The 16,960-nt window shown below is 71.1% G+C and carries 14 protein-coding genes; 7 read left to right on the forward strand and 7 right to left on the reverse strand.

Annotated elements, in window-relative coordinates:
• Nucleotides 1-36: 36 nt before the first annotated feature.
• The 3 genes from STVA_RS23005 to STVA_RS23015 form a co-directional block, all read right to left on the reverse strand.
• A complete protein-coding gene (locus STVA_RS23005; protein WP_123692469.1) occupies nt 37-864 on the reverse strand; it encodes an aspartate dehydrogenase domain-containing protein in 828 nt (275 codons plus the stop codon).
• Nucleotides 864-2,255, reverse strand: coding sequence for an MmgE/PrpD family protein (locus STVA_RS23010; RefSeq protein WP_170216590.1), 1,392 nt, complete (start codon nt 2,253-2,255; stop codon nt 864-866). The genes STVA_RS23005 and STVA_RS23010 overlap by 1 nt, the downstream gene beginning before the upstream one ends.
• A 61-nt stretch (nt 2,256-2,316) precedes the next feature.
• Nucleotides 2,317-3,069 (reverse strand): GntR family transcriptional regulator, encoded by a 753-nt coding sequence (locus tag STVA_RS23015; protein ID WP_123692473.1) that lies wholly within the window; start codon nt 3,067-3,069, stop codon nt 2,317-2,319.
• 101 nt (nt 3,070-3,170) lie between these two features.
• Here STVA_RS23015 and STVA_RS23020 point away from each other — a divergent pair, with 101 nt between their 5' ends.
• A complete protein-coding gene (locus STVA_RS23020; protein ID WP_123692475.1) occupies nt 3,171-4,868 on the forward strand; it encodes a thiamine pyrophosphate-binding protein in 1,698 nt (565 codons plus the stop codon).
• Nucleotides 4,869-4,910: 42 nt separating this feature from the next.
• On the opposite strand, the gene STVA_RS23025 is transcribed toward STVA_RS23020, so the two are convergent.
• From STVA_RS23025 to STVA_RS23040, 4 genes are read right to left on the reverse strand one after another with little or no spacing between them, the layout of a single operon-like run.
• Nucleotides 4,911-6,029 carry a DUF1513 domain-containing protein gene (locus STVA_RS23025; protein WP_123692477.1) on the reverse strand — a complete coding sequence of 373 codons (1,119 nt, stop codon included), beginning with the start codon at nt 6,027-6,029 and terminating at the stop codon, nt 4,911-4,913.
• 2 nt (nt 6,030-6,031) lie between these two features.
• A complete protein-coding gene (locus STVA_RS23030) occupies nt 6,032-7,144 on the reverse strand; it encodes an imelysin family protein (protein WP_123692479.1) in 1,113 nt (370 codons plus the stop codon).
• Between the two features lie 12 nt (nt 7,145-7,156).
• Entirely contained in the window at nt 7,157-8,635 is a 1,479-nt protein-coding gene (locus STVA_RS23035; protein WP_123692481.1) for a di-heme oxidoreductase family protein, read from the reverse strand.
• Nucleotides 8,636-8,658: 23 nt separating this feature from the next.
• Nucleotides 8,659-9,936: an imelysin family protein gene (locus STVA_RS23040; RefSeq protein ID WP_338069554.1), complete on the reverse strand. Its 1,278-nt coding sequence runs from the start codon at nt 9,934-9,936 to the stop codon at nt 8,659-8,661.
• A 205-nt stretch (nt 9,937-10,141) separates the two neighbouring features.
• Here STVA_RS23040 and STVA_RS23045 point away from each other — a divergent pair, with 205 nt between their 5' ends.
• From STVA_RS23045 to STVA_RS23070, 6 genes are read left to right on the forward strand one after another with little or no spacing between them, the layout of a single operon-like run.
• Complete coding sequence (locus STVA_RS23045) at nt 10,142-11,395, forward strand: sarcosine oxidase subunit beta family protein (RefSeq protein ID WP_123692483.1); 1,254 nt, start codon at nt 10,142-10,144, stop codon at nt 11,393-11,395.
• Nucleotides 11,396-11,404: 9 nt separating this feature from the next.
• Nucleotides 11,405-11,695: a sarcosine oxidase subunit delta gene (locus STVA_RS23050; protein ID WP_123692485.1), complete on the forward strand. Its 291-nt coding sequence runs from the start codon at nt 11,405-11,407 to the stop codon at nt 11,693-11,695.
• Complete coding sequence (locus STVA_RS23055) at nt 11,692-14,643, forward strand: sarcosine oxidase subunit alpha family protein (RefSeq protein WP_123692487.1); 2,952 nt, start codon at nt 11,692-11,694, stop codon at nt 14,641-14,643. The genes STVA_RS23050 and STVA_RS23055 overlap by 4 nt, the downstream gene beginning before the upstream one ends.
• Nucleotides 14,630-15,223 carry a sarcosine oxidase subunit gamma gene (locus STVA_RS23060; RefSeq protein WP_170216591.1) on the forward strand — a complete coding sequence of 198 codons (594 nt, stop codon included), beginning with the start codon at nt 14,630-14,632 and terminating at the stop codon, nt 15,221-15,223. Before STVA_RS23055 ends, STVA_RS23060 begins: the two co-directional genes overlap by 14 nt.
• A 60-nt stretch (nt 15,224-15,283) precedes the next feature.
• Nucleotides 15,284-16,531, forward strand: a complete 1,248-nt coding sequence (locus tag STVA_RS23065; RefSeq protein WP_123692491.1) for an MFS transporter — start codon at nt 15,284-15,286, stop codon at nt 16,529-16,531.
• 35 nt (nt 16,532-16,566) lie between these two features.
• Complete coding sequence (locus STVA_RS23070) at nt 16,567-16,956, forward strand: VOC family protein (protein ID WP_123692493.1); 390 nt, start codon at nt 16,567-16,569, stop codon at nt 16,954-16,956.
• Nucleotides 16,957-16,960: the final 4 nt, after the last annotated feature.

Consider the following 16,960-nt stretch of genomic DNA (forward strand, 5'->3'; position numbering starts at 1 on the left):
CGAGCAGTCGAGGGACGCACCAGCGCCCGCCAGCCCCTAGCTTCCGACGTGCAGCGACCCCGCCATCGTGCGGAGCGCCGCCAGCACGCTGGGGGCGATGATGCGGCTGGTCTTGGGGTTCGCCTCCGACGGCCGGTTGCGGCTTGTAAGCGAAAGAATGACCTCGTCCGCCTCCAACTCCACCGTGTGGATGGCGCCCGGGATGTCCGGGTCGGCCCAGATCTCGACCTGGGTGCGGTCGAAGCCGACCCCGGCTAGGCTGAGGGAGATCGCCACGTTGAAATGGCGCGGGAAGGCCGCCGCCGCCTCCCCGGCCGAGCCGGTGAAGACCTTCACCGCGGCTGCCAGCGGCTGGCGGAAGTCGTAGCCGCGGGATTCGAGATACTCCTCGCCCACGAAGGATGCCGGCTTGATGCGCGAGAAGAGGCGCACCTGGCGGATCGTGCCCTCGGCCGCCGAGCGGATCGAATCCAGCCCCGGCAATGCGCCGCTGGCGATGCGGATGCGCCCGCCATGGCGGGCGGCGAAATCGACGATGTCGGGGAAGGCCGGCACGCCGCCGGCACTCAGTGCCAGCAACGTGCGTCCGGCCTCCAGCACCGTGCGGGCGACCACGGGGAACGAGTCCGCCGTGGCGCATTCGACGATCACGTCGGCATGGGCCGGCAGCTCGGCCAGGGGCACGACCCTGGCCTGGACCCCGAGTGCGGCGGCATTGCGCGCCGCCTGCTCTAGGTTGCGCGCGGTGATCGCCGTCAGCTCGACCTCCGGCAGGGCGCCTTCGGCCAGGCGCCGGGCAAGGAACTGCCCGACGCTGCCGAAACCCGCCAGCCCCACCCGCATCCGGGGCGCCATCGCCGCCATCACTGGTTGTCCGGCTTGGCACCCATGAGGGCGGCATAGCGCTCGACGCCGGGCGCCTCCCACAACCCGTCGATCGCGGCGGCCAGGTCGGCGATGCGCTTGGGCGAGGCGACCGCCCCGGTCAGGCGGGCGAACTTCTCCCGCACCTCGGCATCGGTAAGGGGGGCCTCGGGATAGCCGCGGGCGATGCCGTTCTTGTCGGAGAAGGTCTTGCCGGCGGTCGTCGTCACCTCGACCACCGTCTCGTAGCGGTTGGGGAAACCCTTATCGAGGTCGTCGTCCTGCACCACCGTGACGCGCGCCGACAGGCGGGCGACCTCCGGCTCGGACAGGCGGCGGTCGGTGAAAAGATCGGCCACGCGCAGGCCCGTCTTCGACAGGGCGACCGGCAGGATGTACTGCGCGCAATGGCTCTTGAGCGGGTTGTCGTCGATGCAGTGGGTGCCCGACGACGGGAAGCGCAGCACGATCGAATCGACATCCTCGATCGCCAGATTGTTGGCGCGCTGGATGCCGAGCAGGCTGTCGAGACCCGGATGCAGGAAGGACACGCTGGAATAGGGCTTGATCGCCAGTTCCATGATGCCGTCCCAGCGGGTGCCGAGCTCGTCGGTCATGTGGTGCTGGGCGGCCTTGCGGCTGAAGGCGCCGAAGACCGTGTGGCCATGGTCGAAGATGCCGATGGGGCCGCCGAAGCCCTGGGCCGCCAGCATCGCCGCGGTGACGCCGTTGCGCGCCGCCATGCCCATCTGGAAGGGCCGCGAATTCTCGGTCTCGTCGGATTCCCACGCCATCAGGCCGGACGCCTGGCAGCCGGCCAGGCCGAACGCCTTGGTCACCTGCGCCTCGTCCAGGCCGAGCAGGAAGGCGGCCGCCGCCGTGGCGCCGAAGCAGCCGCAGACCGCCGACGGATGGAATCCCAGGTTGTACTGCTCGACCGGGCCCAGGGCCATCGACAGGCGGTACTCGATCTCGCAGCCCAGGACGACGGCCGCCACCAGGTCGCGGCCGGGCTTGCCCAGATGCTCGGCCAGGGCGAGTGCCGCCGGCACCATGACGGCGATCGGGTGCAGCACGCCCTCGGGATGATGGGGCTCGACGTCGCAGGTGTAGCCCATCGTGCCGTTGGCAAGTGCGGCGTTCACGACGCTGGTTCGGAAGCCGTGGCCGACGATGGTCGCCTGCGGTGCCCCGCCCTGCCCTTCGACGAAGCCGGCGATGCGCCGGCCGGTCGAGATCTTGGGATCGGATGCGGCCAGCAGCGCGCCGCTGCCGTCCAGGATCATCTGGAGGGCGCGGGCGCGCACCGGCTCCGGCACGGAATCGGCCGTGAAGCCCGCCACCAGTTTCGCCCATGCCTCGGTCAGCGGACCGGAACCGCGCGTCGCCATCTGTACACTCCGCTCTGGAAGTCTCGTGGGATCGAAGGAAGGAAGGGATGAAGAAGGATGGTCAGTCGGGGCGCGACCGCCCCGGGCCGGCCTTGGGCTGTTCGGCGGCGTAGGCGCCCATGTAGATGCGCGCATAGCCCTCGCGGATGACATCGACGATCTGGTCGAGGCGGCGGGCGATATGGCCCTGCATCATTGCCGCACAGCGGTCGGCATCGCGCGCGACCAGGGCCGCCAGCACCTCGGCATGCTCGGTCTGGGTCGCCTGGCGGCGGCCGTTGGCCATGTCGATCCAGCGGCAGAAGCGGATGCGGGCGTTGATGTTGCGCAGGATGTGCAAGAGCTCGGCATTGCGCGACAGGCCGGCGACGCGCTCGTGGAAGGCTTCGTCCAGCCCCACCAGTTCCACCACCGAGGCATCGTCGGGTGCGGCCCGGCTGGTCTTCAGGAAGGCCGCCAGTTCCTCCAGCTCCTCGTCGGTGGCGCGCTCGGCCGCCAGGCGTACGGCCGCCACCTCGAGCGAGCGCCGCACCTCGTAGAGGTCGAAGATCTCCTTGGCGTCGAGCGGCCGGCACTGGAAGCCGCGGTTGGGCGTGAAGACCAGGAAGCCCTCGGTCACCAGCCGGTTGAGCGCTTCGCGGATCGGCGTGCGGCTGACCTTCAGCCGCTTCACCAGGTCGGCCTCCGCCAGCCGCTCCAGCGGGCGGAACTGGTAGGTGATGGCCATCGTCCGCAACTGCTCGTAGGCGCGCTCGGCCAGGTTCACCTGGGTGCGCGGTCGCCGGCGGACTCGGCCGAGAGGTTCTCTTTCCATTGCCGGCCGTATTGTATACAGAGGCGTATTCCGAGCAAGCCGCCGTCGCACGGTGGCCATCACGATTCTGCCGACACCATCCGATCACCCGCGGGGGATTCATGAGCAACCAGCTTTCCGGGGCCGAAGCCTTCGTCCGCCTGCTGCAGCAGCATGACGTGAAGCACGTCTTCGGCCTGTGCGGCGACACCAGCCTGCCGCTTTACGACGCGCTGTTCCGGCTCGACCATGGCATGACCCACATCCTGAGCCGCGACGAACGGTCGGCCTCTTACATGGCCGACGGCTATGCGCGCGTGACCGGCAAGGTCGGCATCTGCGAGGGCCCCTCGGGTGGCGGCGCCACCTACATCCTGCCGGGCGTGGTCGAGGCGAACGAGTCGTCGATCCCGATCCTGGCGGTGACGACCGACATCTCGGTCGGCGGCCGCGGCCGCTACACCCTGACGGAGCTCGACCAGGAGGCGTTGTTCCGGCCGCTGTCGAAGTGGAACCGGATGCTGAACCGCGCGGTCGACATTCCGCGCGTGGTCCGCTCGGCCTTCACCCACATGACCAGCGCCAAGCCGGGCTCGGCCCATATCGGCCTGCCCTTCGACGTGCAGAAGGACCCGGTCGACGAGGCCGACGTGTGGGCCGACCGCGCGCTCGGCAGCTACCCGTCGCGCCGCTTCGGTCCCGATCCGGAGATGGTGGCCCGCGCGGCCGAGGCCCTGCTGTCGGCCAAGAACCCGATCTTCATCTGCGGCGGCGGCGTCGTCATCGCCGGCGCCGAGGCGGCCCTGGTGCAGTTGGCGGAGTGGCTGGGTGCGGCCGTCGCCACCACCATCTCGGGCCAGGGCTCGATCCCCGAGGACCACCCGCTGGCGACCGGCGTGGTCGGCTCCAACGGCGGCACGCCGATGACGCGCGCGCTGGTCGACATGGCCGACCTGGTGATCTTCGTCGGCTGCCGCGCGGGCTCGGTCACGACCGAGCGCTGGCGTCACCCGCTGCCGGGCAAGGCCCGGGTTGTCCACATCGACGCCGATCCCGGCGTTTTCGGCGCCACCTACCAGACCCAGGTGGCGATGCTGTCGGATGCCCGCCTGGCGCTGGAGGCGATCCTGGCCGAGGTGAAGACGGCCCCGCGCCCCACCATCGGCCGGATGCTGGATGCCGCCGCCATCGCCAAGGCAAAGCTCGAGAAGTTCGGCGCGTTCAATGCGCTGGCCCAGTCCGACGACGCGCCGATCCGGCCCGAGCGGGTGGTGGCGACGTTGCAGAAGATCCTGCCGAACGATGCCGTCATCGTCTGCGACCCGGGCACGCCCTGCCCCTACTTCTCGGGCTACTACGAGTTCAAGTCGACCGGGCGGCACTTCATCTCCAACCGTGCCCACGGCGCGCTCGGCTATTCCATGTCGGCGGCGGTCGGCGCCTGGTATGGCCGGCCGCAGTCCAAGGTGCTGTCGATCATGGGCGACGGCTCGTTCGGCTTCACGGTCGGCGAGATGGAGACGATCGTGCGCCAGAAGGTGCCGCTGACGATGATCGTCTTCTCCAACAGCGTCTATGGCTGGATCAAGGCCGGGCAGAAGACCGGCTTCGACAGCCGCTACTTCTCGGTCGACTTCTCGCGCACCGATCATGCCAAGGTGGCCGAGGCCTTCGGCGTGAAGGCCTGGACCGTGCGCGACCCGGCCGACCTGGAGACGGCGCTGCGCCAGGCGATCGACCATGACGGCCCGACCCTGGTCGACATCCACGCCCAGCCGCTGCAGGACGCCAAGGCGCCCGTGTCGGAGTGGGTGGCCTGAACCTGTAGAACCGCGCTGCCGGGGCTCAGCCCCGCAGCGCGATCAGGTGCCGCCCTGCAGGGCGATGAGATGATTGTCCCAGCGACCGGCAGCCGCGACCGACCCTGCCAGGGGTCGGCCGGCGCCGGTCGCGGGATCGAATCCCACCGCCCCGCCCAGGCCGCTGGCAACGACGAAGCCGCCGTCCGGGCCGGCGCCGGCGATGCCGCAGCCATCCGCCACCGCCACCGACGACAGCACGCGGCCGTCGGCGATGTCCCAGAAGGTGGCGATGTTACCGCGCGGCGACGACACGCCCAGCACGCGGCCGGCTGCGTCCATGGCCGCACTGCCGCAATACTGCCGCATCGCCCGCAAGGTCGGCTGGGGGGCGGCGAAGAAGCGGATCTCGCGGTCGCCCGGCCGGTGGGTGCCGACCAGCGGCACCAGGTCGACGGCCGGCCCCTCATACTGCGCTGCCACCGCCACCATGCCGTCGGCCGCCACGGCCAGGTGGCGGATGCCAAGCGCCCCCAGTTCGGCTGCCGGCCGGTGGACGGCGACGAGACGCCCGTCCGCCGTATCGAGATAGGCCAGCGTCGAATCCATGGCCCCGGTGTTCAGCTTCATGCGCGGCGCGTCGAGGTCGGTGACGATGCCGCCATTGGCGACCACGAGCGTGCGCCCGTCCGGCAGCAGGCGGACGTCGTGCGGGTCGAGCCCGCCCGAATCCCACACCGCGACCGGCGCATAGCCGCGGTCGGCGGCATAGACGCCGATCACCCCGCGCTCGCCCGCATAGTCCGATTCCGAGGCGAAGAAGAGCCGGCCGTCGGTCGAGAAGGCGCCGTGCCCGTTGAAGCGCCGGCCTTCGGCATTGGCGACCATGTGGCGGATGCCGCCCGCCGCCAGGTCGATCACCGCCAGGTAGCGGCCGGGCCGCCGCGCGCAGGCCACGACCTCCGCGCCGCCCGGGCGTTGGGCGAAGCCGTGCCCACGCGCCGGCAGGGCGAGATCAAGCCGCCCCTCGCCCTCGCCGTCGAAGGCGCTGGCGAAGAAGCGGCCGCCAGCCTCGATGCGGGCGCCCAGCATCAGGGGCCGTGCGGCTTCCGCCCGTGCCCGCGGCAGGGCCGCCAGCGCCGCACAGGCGAGCCCGCCCGCCAGAAGATCGCGTCGCCGCATGGTCAGTCCCCGTCCAGCGCGTTGAAGCCGAGCGGGATGCCCAGCGCCTCGGTCAGGCGCTGGGCGATCAGCGCCTTCAACGCCGCCGTCTCGCGCACCAGCCGCTCGATCGCCGGGCGGCGCTTGGCATCCTCGACCGCCGATTCCAGCGGCCCCTGGATCGCCTCGGCCGAAGCGCGGGTCTGCGCGAAGGCGCGGCGCAGCAGCTCGTCGAGGGCGACGTCCTTGGCCGGTCCCTTCACGACCGCAGAGAAGCCGTCGGCGGCACCATAGAGATCAGCCCCGGCGGCAAGGTCGAGGCGGACATTGTCGAGCGAGCGGCCGCTGCGCCAGGCCTCCGCCAGGCGCGGCCGGGCGGCCTGGATGGCCTGTCCCAGCGGGCGCGCCAGCTTGTGGTCGGACACCAGTTCGACCGACAGGTGCAGCGCCTTAACGAAGTCGAGCGTCGCCTCGCTCGGCTGCTGGTAGGGCGAATCGGTGCCGCCGGCGCCGGCCAGTACCTTCAGGAACGGCCGGTCGCCGCCGGTCCATTCATGGTGCACGTCGGCCGCCATGCGGGCGAGATTGACCGTGAGCGCGTGCAGCACGGCGCAGCGCCGGCGGGCGCCGTCATCCCCGGCCAGCAGCAGCCCCTCCGTCCCGTCCGCGAACATCAGGCGTTCCAGCGCCGGGAAGCCCTGGCCGGCGACGTTGCCGCGCGCCAGCGCCGCCGGGTCCAGCGCCGCCGGCTCGGCCTTCAGCAGTTCCTCCAGCGCGCGGCCGACGCTGTTGCGCGGGTCCGGCCAGAAGGCGAAGCGGGCAGACCGCGAGAAATACTCGACCGGCCCGAAGCGGACATGCTGGATGCGCTGCCAGGCGTCAGAGGCCTCGACATAGCGGCGCCGCAACTCGACCAGATGGGTGCGGCTGGGGGCGGCACAGAAGGTCTTGGCGCCGGCCTCGAGTGCGGCCGTCGCCTTCTCCAGCGCGGCATAGCGCGGCACGACATAGCCGGTGGCGAGCGCCTCATTGAGCCGGCGATAGACCGCCTCGTCCAGGTCGGCCGCCTGGCCGCCGGCCACCGGCAGGACGAAGGCAGAGAGCAGGAGGAACAGCCGCAGGATCAGGCCGGGCATCGCATCTCTCCTCTAGAGGGACCGCAGGAAGGCAAGCAGCGCCTCGCGCTCGTGCCGGCTCATCGCCACCACCTTGCGCCGGGCCGCCTCGGCCTCGCCGCCATGCCACAGGATCGCCTCGAGCGGCGAGCGCGCGCGGCCGTCATGGAGATAGAAGGTGTTGCCGTTCACCACCTCGGTCAGGCCCAGACCCCACAGGGGCGTGGTGCGCCACTGCCGCCCGTTCGCCAGGCCTTCCGGCCGGTCGTCCGCCAGCCCTTCGCCCATGTCGTGCAGCAGCAGGTCGGTGTAGGGCCAGATAAGCTGCCCCGACAGTTCCGGCCGGTCCGGGTCGTTGCCGGTGACGAACTTCGGGCGGTGGCAGCCGGCGCAGCCGCTGGCATGGAACTGCCGCTTGCCTTCCAGCACCTGGGGGGAATCGACGTCGCGCCGCGCGGGCACGGCCAAGTGACGGGAATAGAAGGCGACCAGGTCGAACATCTTGGGCACCACCTCGACCGCGCCCTCGCCATGGGCGCCGTGCGGGGCCTTGCGGCAGGCGTCCTGGGCCGGCGTGCAGTCGCCCCAGGGGTCGCGCGACAGGGGCGTCGACAGGCCCATGTCGCCCGAGAAGGCATCGGCCACCTGCTGGGCGATCGTCGGCTGCCCCGCCTTCCAGCCGAAGCGGCCCAGCATGGCGCGGTCGAACTCCCGGCTCCACACCCGGTTGGCCTTGCCGGCGATGCCGTCGCCGTCGCCGTCGTCCGGATCGGCCAGCGCCAGGATGTCGGCCTCGTCGACCAGTTCCAGCAGCCCCATGCCGATCATCGGCGGCGCCAGCCGCGGCGACATCATGGTCTTCGGATGGAGTGGGCCGTAGTTCAAGCCGGAGATGGAGTAGGTCGGGCGGCGCAGATGGACGATCGTGCCGTCGGCCAGCCGCACCGGCTCCTCGGCATAGGCGACGTCCATCGTGCCCTCGGCCAGGTGGCCCTGGACCGAGAAGTTCTGGAGCTGGCCGCCATAGGTCGGCTCCGGCACCGCCGAGGCCAGCAGCTTGGCCAGCCGGTCCTGCTGCTCGGCCGTCTCGGGCGGGATCGACAGCCGCAGGAAAAGCGAGACGGCCGCCTCGCCGGGTGCCGGCACGCGGCCGCGCCCGTCCTTCAGGTGGCAGGACTGGCAGGAGCGCGCGTTCCACAGCGGCCCCAGCCCGTCCGACGAGCGGGTCGAACTGGGGGCCGACACCCACAGCTTGCGGAAGATGCCGTCGCCCACCTTGAAGTCGAGCTGGCGCTCGAAGGACAGGTTGCCGGAGGGGTGCGAGAAGACGCTGGTGTTGATCGGATGGCGCCCGGTCGCGGCCCCGCCCGGGTTCTCCTCATAGGGTTCCGGCCTGGAAAAGTCGGTCGGCGGCCGGACGATGTCGCGCAGGGTGGCGGAGTCGGCCGCCGCCCCGGGGGCGGCGGCCAGCGCCAGCATGGTGGCCGCGATCGCGGTTCTTCTGCCCATCATCGTCCGGCCGCGGCGGCCGCTCCTTACTTCTTGAAGACCTTGGCCGGGTCGTCGAGGCTGTCGGAGCCCTCGAACTTGATCGGCTTCAGCTTGAGGGACGCCACCACGCGCTCCAGCGTGCGGGTCTGTGCCGTCAGCGCGTCGATCGCGGCCTGCACCACCGCGTTGCCCTCGGCGTTGTCCGGCCCGATCATCTGGTCGTAGGCTTCCTTGGTCTCGGCGCGTTCCTTGACCCGGCGCATCGCGGCCTCGGTCGCGTCTAGTCGCGCCTTCATCTCCACCGCCAGCGCCGCATCCGTCGCCTGCACGAGATCGGCCGGAGCCGGCCCCTTCAGTTCGCTGCCGTCCGTGCGCTTGTACTGGCCGAACCAGACCGCGCGCATGCCGACCACGTTGTAGTAGTGGCTGTTGTGGGTGTTGTCGGAGAAGCAGTCATGCTCCTCTTCCGGGTCGTGCAGCATCAGGCCCAGCTTCATGCGCTCGCCCGCCAGCTCGCCATAGGCCAGGCTGCCGATGCCGGTCAGGATGGCGGTGATGCCGCCGTCCGGGCCACCCTTGCCCAGGTCCTTGCGCGCCTTGCCGGTCTTGGCCCACTGCTTGGTCATCCAGCCGAGATCGTCGACCAGCAAGTCGGTCGCCACCCGCAGGTACTGGCCGCGGCGATCGCAATGGCCGTTGGTGCAGGCCGCCCCCTTGGCATAGTCGGTCCAGGGCCGATTGCCGGCGCCGGGGCCGTTGCCGTTCAGGTCCTGGCCCCACAGCAGGAACTCGATCGCGTGCCAGCCGACGGCGACGTTGGCCTCGACCCCGCCCAGTTCGTGCAGCTTCTCGGACAGCAGCTTCTTGGTGATGCGGGTGGCGTCGATCGTCTTGCCGCCGAACTTGATCTTCGGGTTGGCGATGACGTTGGCGGTGTAGAGCGGGTTCTCGTCGCTTTCGGCGCCATAGGAGCTGTCGACATAGTCGATCAGCCCCTCGTCGAGCGGCCAGCCATTCACCTTGCCTTCCCAGCCGTCGACGATGGCATTGCCGAAGCGGAAGGCCTCGGTCTGCTGGTAGGGGACGCGGGCGGCAAGCCAGGCGGTCCGCGCGGCCTTCAGGTTGGCCTCGCTCGGCTGCTCGACGAGCGCGGTCACCGCCGTCTTCAGCGTACCGGCGCCGGCCAGCGCATCCTGGTACATCGCCTGGGCGATGTCGCCATAGGTGGCGACGATCTGGCGCTTGTCGGCGGCGCCAGCGGCCAGCGCCGGCACCATGGCGGCGATAAATCCGAACGCGAACAAATGCTTGGCGGCGATCACGAGCCCCTCCCCTCCTCTGGTTTCCGTGCGGCAGGACGATACTGCAAGTGATTATGACTGTCAGTAGCGCACGGCCATGCGGCAATGCGCCACGCCCAGCCGGCCCGGCGGCCCGCCCGAGCCGGATGGCGGCGATTGCGCGGTGCGGCCCGGACCGACTAGCCTGCACCCCGCGAAACGGCACGCAATCGGCCCCGGGCAGCAGATGACGCGATATTCGGCTTTCAGCCTCCTGACCAAGGCCCTCGGCGGCCATGCCGGGTGGGGTCGTGCCTGGCGCGACCCGGCGCCCAAGCCCGCCTATGATGTCATCATCATCGGCGGCGGCGGCCATGGGCTGGCCAGCGCCTACTACCTGGCCAAGGTGCACGGCATCACCAACGTCGCCGTGCTGGAGAAGGGGCCGATCGGGCTGGGCAACACCGGCCGCAACACGACGATCGTGCGCTCCAACTACCTGCTGCCCGAGAACAACCATTTCTACGAATGGTCGCTGAAGCTCTGGGAGGGGCTGGAGCAGGACCTGAACTTCAACGTCATGATGAGCCAGCGCGGCGTCCTGAACCTCTTCCACTCCGATGCCCAGCGCAACGCGGCCGCCCGGCGCGGCAACTCGATGCGGCTGATCGGCGTCGATGCCGAGTTGCTGGACCGCGAGCAGGTGCGGGCGATGGCGCCGATGCTCGATTTCGACAATGCGCGCTTCCCCGTGATGGGCGGGCTGTTGCAGCGGCGCGGCGGCACGGCCAGGCACGATGCCGTCGCCTGGGGCTTCGCGCGCGCGGCCGACGCGCTGGGCGTCGACGTCATCCAGCATTGCGAGGTGACGGGGATCCGCCGCGAGGGCGACCGGGTGACGGGGGTGGAGACGACGCGCGGACCGATCGCCGCGGCCAAGATCGGCATGGCGGTCGCCGGCAACACCTCGCGCGTGGCGGCGATGGCCGGCCTGAACCTGCCGATCGAAAGCCACGTCCTGCAGGCCTTCGTGACCGAGGGGCTGAAGCCGCTGGTCGATACCGTGATCACCTTCGGCGCCGGGCACTTCTACATCAGCCAGTCCGACAAGGGCGGGCTCGTCTTCGGCGGCGACCTCGACGGCTACAACTCCTACGCCCAGCGCGGCACCTTGCAGATGGTGGAGCATGTCTTCGCCGCCGGCGTCGCCATGATGCCCTGCCTGTCGCGCCTGCGCGTGCTGCGCCAATGGGGCGGCGTGATGGACATGACGATGGACGGCTCGCCCCTCATCTGCCGCACGCCGCTTGCCGGGCTCTATCTCAATGGCGGCTGGTGCTATGGCGGCTTCAAGGCGACGCCCGGCTCGGGCTGGTGTTTCGCCCACACGATCGCCAACGACGCGCCCCATCGCCTCAACGCGACGATGACGATCGAACGCTTCCGCGATGGCCGCCTGATGGACGAGCGCGGCGTCGGCGCCTGGCCCTGGGCACAGTAGGAATCGGCGATGCATCTCATCCCCTGCCCCTGGTGTGGCCCGCGCGACGAGGCGGAGTTCAACTATCGCGGCGACGCGACCGTCCGCCGGCCAGCGCCCGATGCCGGCGTCGATGCCTTCTACGACTATGTCTACACGCGGGCGAACCCGCGCGGCTGGCACACCGAATGGTGGCACCATGCGGGCGGCTGCCGCCAGTTCGTGAAGGTGGTGCGCCACACCATGACCCATGCCATCGCCGGGGCTGGCCGGGCGACCGACGAGATGCCGCTGCCTAAAGAAGGGAGGGCGGCAGAATGACCGCCCTGCCCCGGCGCCAGCCGATGCGCACCCGCAGCGGCGGCCATATCGACCGCGACCAGCGGCTGACGTTCCGCTTCGACGGGCGCGAGTATGGCGGCTATGCCGGCGACACGCTCGCCTCGGCCCTGCTGGCCAACGGCGTGCGCATCGTCGGCCGCAGCTTCAAGTACCACCGCCCGCGCGGCATCTATGGCGCGGGGCCGGAGGAGCCCAACGCCCTGGCCGAGATCGGCACCGGCGCCCGGCGCACGCCCAACAGCAAGATGACCGGCGTCGAGCTGCATGACGGGCTGGTGGCGGCGAGCCAGAACCGCTGGCCGTCGCTGGGGCTGGACCTGCTCTCGATCAACTCCGCGCTCGCCCGCCTCCTGCCGGCCGGCTTCTACTACAAGACCTTCATGTGGCCGGCCGCCTTCTGGGAAAAGGTCTACGAGCCGGCGATCCGCCGCGCCGCGGGCCTTGGCCGGGCAACCACCCTGCCTGATCCCGACCATTACGAGGCGGCCCACGCCCATTGCGACGTGCTGGTGGTGGGGGCGGGTGCGGCTGGCCTGGCGGCCGCGCGCGCGGCCGGCGAAGCCGGTGCCCGCGTGATCCTGGCCGAGCAGGATTTCCTGCTGGGCGGTGGACTGCTGGCCGAGCGCCCGCTGGAGCCGTGGCGGCGCGAGATGCTGGCCGCGCTCGCCGCCCTGAAGACCGTCACGGTGATGCCGCGGACGACCGTCTTCGGCTATTATGAGCAGAACATGCTGGGCGCGCTGGAGCGCGTGTCGGACCATCTGGCCGAGCCCGCCGCCCATGCCCCGCGCCAGCGCTACTGGACCATCCGGGCGCGCGAGGTGGTGCTGGCGACCGGCGCCGACGAGCGGCTGATCGCCTTTCCCGGCAACGACCGGCCGGGGGTGATGCTGGCGGGCGCGGTGCGCACCTATGCCGAGCGCTTTGGCGTGCTGGCCGGGCGCCGGGCCGTGCTCTTCACCAACAACGATGCCGCCTATGCCACGGCCGACGCGCTGGTCGCGGCGGGCGCCGACCAGGTGACGGTGCTGGATGCCAGGCCGCTGGGGCCGGCGGCGGCCGCCGCGCGCCAGCGCGGCATCCCCGTCATGGCCGGCCACGAGATCACCGGCGCCCATGGCGGCCGCGGGCTCTACAGCGTCGAGGCGCGGGCGGCCGGCACCTATGGCAGCTTCCAGATCGACGCCGACCTGCTCTGCGTGTCGGGCGGCTACGGGCCGGCGATCCACCTGGCCAGCCAGTCGCGCACGGCCATGCGGTGGGACGAGCGGATCGCGGCCTTCGTGCCGGGCGAAGCCGCCGGACAGCGTTCGGCCGGGGCGGCGCGCGGGCGCTTCGGCATCGGCGCCGCCGCCAGCGACGGTCTGGCCGCCGGACAGGCGGCGGCCGCCGCCGCCGGCTTCGCGCGCAAGACCGCGTTCGACCTGCCATCCGAGACCGGCGACCCGGACCCCACGGTCACGCCCTTCTGGGAGGTGGCGGCCTCCGGCAAGTCCTTCGTCGACCTGCAGCACGACGTGACGACGGCCGACATTCGCCTGGCCCATCGCGAGGGCTACACCCATATCGAGCACGCCAAGCGCTACACCACCCACGCCATGGCGACCGACCAGGGCAAGACGGGCGGGCTCGTCGGTGCCGCCGTCCTGGCCGAGGCGCGCGGCCTGCCGGTTGAGGCGGTCGGCATGCCGACCTACCGCCCCTATGTCTCGCCCATCACCTGGGGGGCGGTCGCCGGGCACCATACGGGCCGCGACTTCGCGCCCATCCGCCGCACCATGCTGCACGACTGGCATGCCCGCCGCGGGGCGGAGTTCATGGAGGCCGGACTGTGGCTGCGCCCGGCCTTCTACCCGCGGCCCGGCGAGGCGGTGTGGGACGCGATCGTGCGCGAGGGCCGCGCCGTGCGCACCGCCGTCGGCATCTGCGACGTGTCCACGCTCGGCAAGATCGACCTGCAGGGGGCCGATGCCGGCCTCTTCCTCGACCGGCTCTACATGAACACCTTCTCGACCCTGCCGGTCGGCAAGGCACGCTACGGGCTGATGCTGCGCGAGGACGGTCTGGTGCTGGACGACGGCACCACCAGCCGGCTGGCGCCCGACCATTTCTTCGTCACCACGACCACGGCCAATGCCGGACGGGTGATGGAGCACATGGAGTTCCACGCCCAGACGGTGTGGCCCGAGCTGGACGTCCAGTTCGCCTCGGTCACCGACCATTGGGCGTCGATGTCGGTGGCCGGGCCCCAGGCGCGGCGCACGCTGGCCAAGGTGGTGGAGGGCCTCGACCTGGCCGATGCCGCCCTGCCCTTCATGGGCGTGGCCGATGCGACCCTGGCCGGCTGCCCGATCCGCATCTTCCGCATCAGCTTCTCGGGCGAGCTGGCGTTCGAGGTGGCGACGCCGGCCGGCTATGCCCTGCCAGTGTGGGAGGCGATCCTGGCCGCGGGTGCGGAGTTCGGGATCGAGCCCTATGGCGTCGAGGCGCTGGGCCTGCTGCGCATCGAGAAGGGCCATGTCGCCGGCGCCGAGCTGAACGGCCAGACCACCGCCCGCGATGTCGGGCTGGAGCGGATGGCCAAGAAGCGCGGCGACTTCGTCGGGCGCGTCCTGGCCGAGCGGCCGGGCCTGGCCGATCCATCCCGCCCGCGCCTGGTCGGCGTGCGCCCCGTCGTGCCCGAACAGCAGATCCGCGCCGGCGCCCACTTGGTCGAGGCCGGGTCGCAGCACAGCCTGGGCTGGATATCCAGCATCACCCGCTCGGTCGAGCCGGGCGGCTGGGTCGGGCTGGCGCTGCTGACGGATGGTGCCGCGCGCCACGGCCAGCGCCTTCACGCCGCCTTCCCGCTCTATGGCGAGTCGGTCGAGGTCGAGATCACCAGCCCGCATTTCGTCGATCCGGAGAATGCCCGTGTCCGCGCCTGAACCCTGGTCGCCACTGGCGGGCCATCTGGTCGCCGGCCGCCATGGCGCCGTCACCGGCGAGCCGCTGGCGCTGCGCGAGGTCGCCTCGTCCATCGTCGACCTGGCGGCCCGGCGCGGCAGGGCCGGCGACCTGGTCGCGGCGATCCGCGGCGCGTTCGGCTTCGACCTGCCCGCCCCCGGCCGCTGGGCTGGCGATGGCGAGGTCACGGCCGTCTGGATCAAGCCCGAGACCTGGCTGCTGCTGGCGCCCCGCGGGGTGGAGGGTGCGTTTGCGGCCGGGGTGAAGCAGGCGGCCGGCGACGCCGGATCGGTCGTCGACCAGTCGCACGGCAAGACGCGCCTCGGCCTGTCCGGTGTCATGGCCCGGGAGGCGCTCGCCAAGGGCTGCCGCATCGACCTCGACCCGTCGGCCTTCGGCCCCGGCCGGTCGGCGGTGACGCAGATCTCCCAGACCGGCTGCGTCCTGCTGCAACGCGATGACACGCCCGCCTTCGAGCTGGTCGTCGGGTCGAGCTATGCCATTCCCTTCTTCGACTGGCTGACCCATGCGGCGGCCGGGTTCGGCTACGAGATCCGCTAGCCGCCACTGCCCGGCCGTGGCCGTCCCGGCCGGCCATTCCCACCGGACGCACAACCCCAGATGCCCGACAGCGCCGAGCCTGCCCGCCGATCCGTCGGCGTCTTCCGCCATCGCGGCTTTGCCGTCTATTGGGGTGGGCGCTTCCTCACCACCTTTGCTGCCCAATTCATCAGCGTCTCGGTCGGCTGGCACGTCTACAGCCTGACGCGCGACCCGCTCGACCTGGGGCTGGTCGGCCTGTTCCAGTTCCTGCCCTTCCCCGTCCTCATCTTCGTCACCGGCACGGTGGCCGATCGCTTCGACCGGCGCTGGATCATGGGCATCTGCATCGCCGGGCAGATCCTGTGCGTGGCCGGCCTGCTGGCGCTGATCCTGGCGGGCGACGGGCGGACTTGGCCAATTTTCGCGCTACTGGTCCTGTTCGGGACCGCGCGCGCCTTCCTCGGCCCCGCCTCGCAGTCGATCACGCCCAACCTGGTGCCGAGTGCGGAACTGGCGACGGCGGTCGCCTGGACCACCTCCTCCTGGCAGGTGGCGACGATCCTGGGCCCGGTCGTGGGCGGCCTCCTCTACGGCCTGGCGCCCTCCGTGCCGTTCGCCGCCGCCGCCCTGCTGATGGCAGCCGCCGTCGCCATGACGGCGCTGATCCCGGCGATGCCGCGCGCCAGCCTGCCGGGGGCCGTCGACTGGCCGGCGCTGAGTGCCGGCTTCCGCTACATCTGGAAGGAGAAGGTGGTGCTGGGCGCCATCTCGCTCGACCTGTTCGCGGTGCTGCTCGGCGGTGCCGTCGCCCTGCTGCCCGCCTATGCCGGCGACATCCTGCATGTCGGGCCGGTCGGGCTCGGCCTCCTGCGGGCGGCCCCCGGCGTCGGCGCGCTCGCCATGGCGCTGTGGCTGACCCGACGGCCGATCACCGACCATGCCGGCATCGTCATGTTCGCGGGCGTGGCCGGCTTCGGCCTCTTCGCCTGCGTCTTCGGCCTGTCGGTGTGGCCGGCGCTCTCGATCCTGGCCCTGCTGCTGATGGGGGCGACCGACATGATCAGCGTCTATGTGCGCGAGACGCTGATCCAGCTCTGGACGCCCGACCACCTGCGCGGGCGCGTCAACGCGGTCAACATGGTCTTCATCGGGGCGTCGAACGAGCTGGGCGCCTTCCGCGCCGGGGTGTCGGCCGCCCTGATCGGCATCGTCCCCGCGGTCGTCGTCGGCGGCGCCGGCACGATGCTGGTGGCCGGCTTGTGGGCCCACTGGTTTCCGCGCCTGCGGGCCATTCGCCGGGTCGATCAGGTGGACCGATCGGCGTAGACTGGCGCAGAAGTCCAATCTGGGGAGAAGGGCGCATGGGCATCACGGCGATGAACCACTTCACGGTCCTCACCGACGACCTCGACGCGACGATCGGTTTCTACGGCATGTTCGGGCTGAACCCGGGCTGGCGGCCGCCGTTCGGCTTTCCCGGTGCCTGGCTCTATTCCGGCGAGACGGCGATCCTGCACGTCATCAAGCGCGACGAAGTCACCCGCATCGACGGGCTGCTCGACCACATGGCTTTCTCGGCCGTCGACCTGCCGGCGGTCGCCGCCCGGCTGAAGGCGGCCGGCCACGACTACGACCTGCGGCGGCTGGCCGGCGGCGGCATCTGGCAGCTCTTCACCCGCGACCCGGCCGGCGCCAAGGTCGAGTTCGACTTCGCCAAGGACGAGCCGGCGCCGGAAGGCTACGTCGCCTAGGCCC

Source organism: Stella humosa (genome assembly GCF_006738645.1).
In the GTDB taxonomy this organism is placed as follows: Bacteria; Pseudomonadota; Alphaproteobacteria; order ATCC43930; family Allostellaceae; genus Allostella; species Allostella humosa.

Excerpts from the sequence above, each read along its gene's own strand:
- STVA_RS23005 (WP_123692469.1), bottom strand. The coding sequence starts at position 864 with ATGGCGGCGATGGCGCCCCGGATGCGGGTGGGGCTGGCGGGTTTCGGC.
- STVA_RS23030 (WP_123692479.1), bottom strand. The coding sequence starts at position 7,144 with ATGCCCGGCCTGATCCTGCGGCTGTTCCTCCTGCTCTCTGCCTTCGTC.
- STVA_RS23055 (WP_123692487.1), top strand. The coding sequence starts at position 11,692 with ATGACCGCCCTGCCCCGGCGCCAGCCGATGCGCACCCGCAGCGGCGGC.
- STVA_RS23065 (WP_123692491.1), top strand. The coding sequence starts at position 15,284 with ATGCCCGACAGCGCCGAGCCTGCCCGCCGATCCGTCGGCGTCTTCCGC.
- STVA_RS23010 (WP_170216590.1), bottom strand. The coding sequence starts at position 2,255 with ATGGCGACGCGCGGTTCCGGTCCGCTGACCGAGGCATGGGCGAAACTG.
- STVA_RS23070 (WP_123692493.1), top strand. The coding sequence starts at position 16,567 with ATGGGCATCACGGCGATGAACCACTTCACGGTCCTCACCGACGACCTC.
- STVA_RS23015 (WP_123692473.1), bottom strand. The coding sequence starts at position 3,069 with ATGGAAAGAGAACCTCTCGGCCGAGTCCGCCGGCGACCGCGCACCCAG.
- STVA_RS23020 (WP_123692475.1), top strand. The coding sequence starts at position 3,171 with ATGAGCAACCAGCTTTCCGGGGCCGAAGCCTTCGTCCGCCTGCTGCAG.
- STVA_RS23045 (WP_123692483.1), top strand. The coding sequence starts at position 10,142 with ATGACGCGATATTCGGCTTTCAGCCTCCTGACCAAGGCCCTCGGCGGC.
- STVA_RS23050 (WP_123692485.1), top strand. The coding sequence starts at position 11,405 with ATGCATCTCATCCCCTGCCCCTGGTGTGGCCCGCGCGACGAGGCGGAG.
- STVA_RS23035 (WP_123692481.1), bottom strand. The coding sequence starts at position 8,635 with ATGATGGGCAGAAGAACCGCGATCGCGGCCACCATGCTGGCGCTGGCC.
- STVA_RS23025 (WP_123692477.1), bottom strand. The coding sequence starts at position 6,029 with ATGCGGCGACGCGATCTTCTGGCGGGCGGGCTCGCCTGTGCGGCGCTG.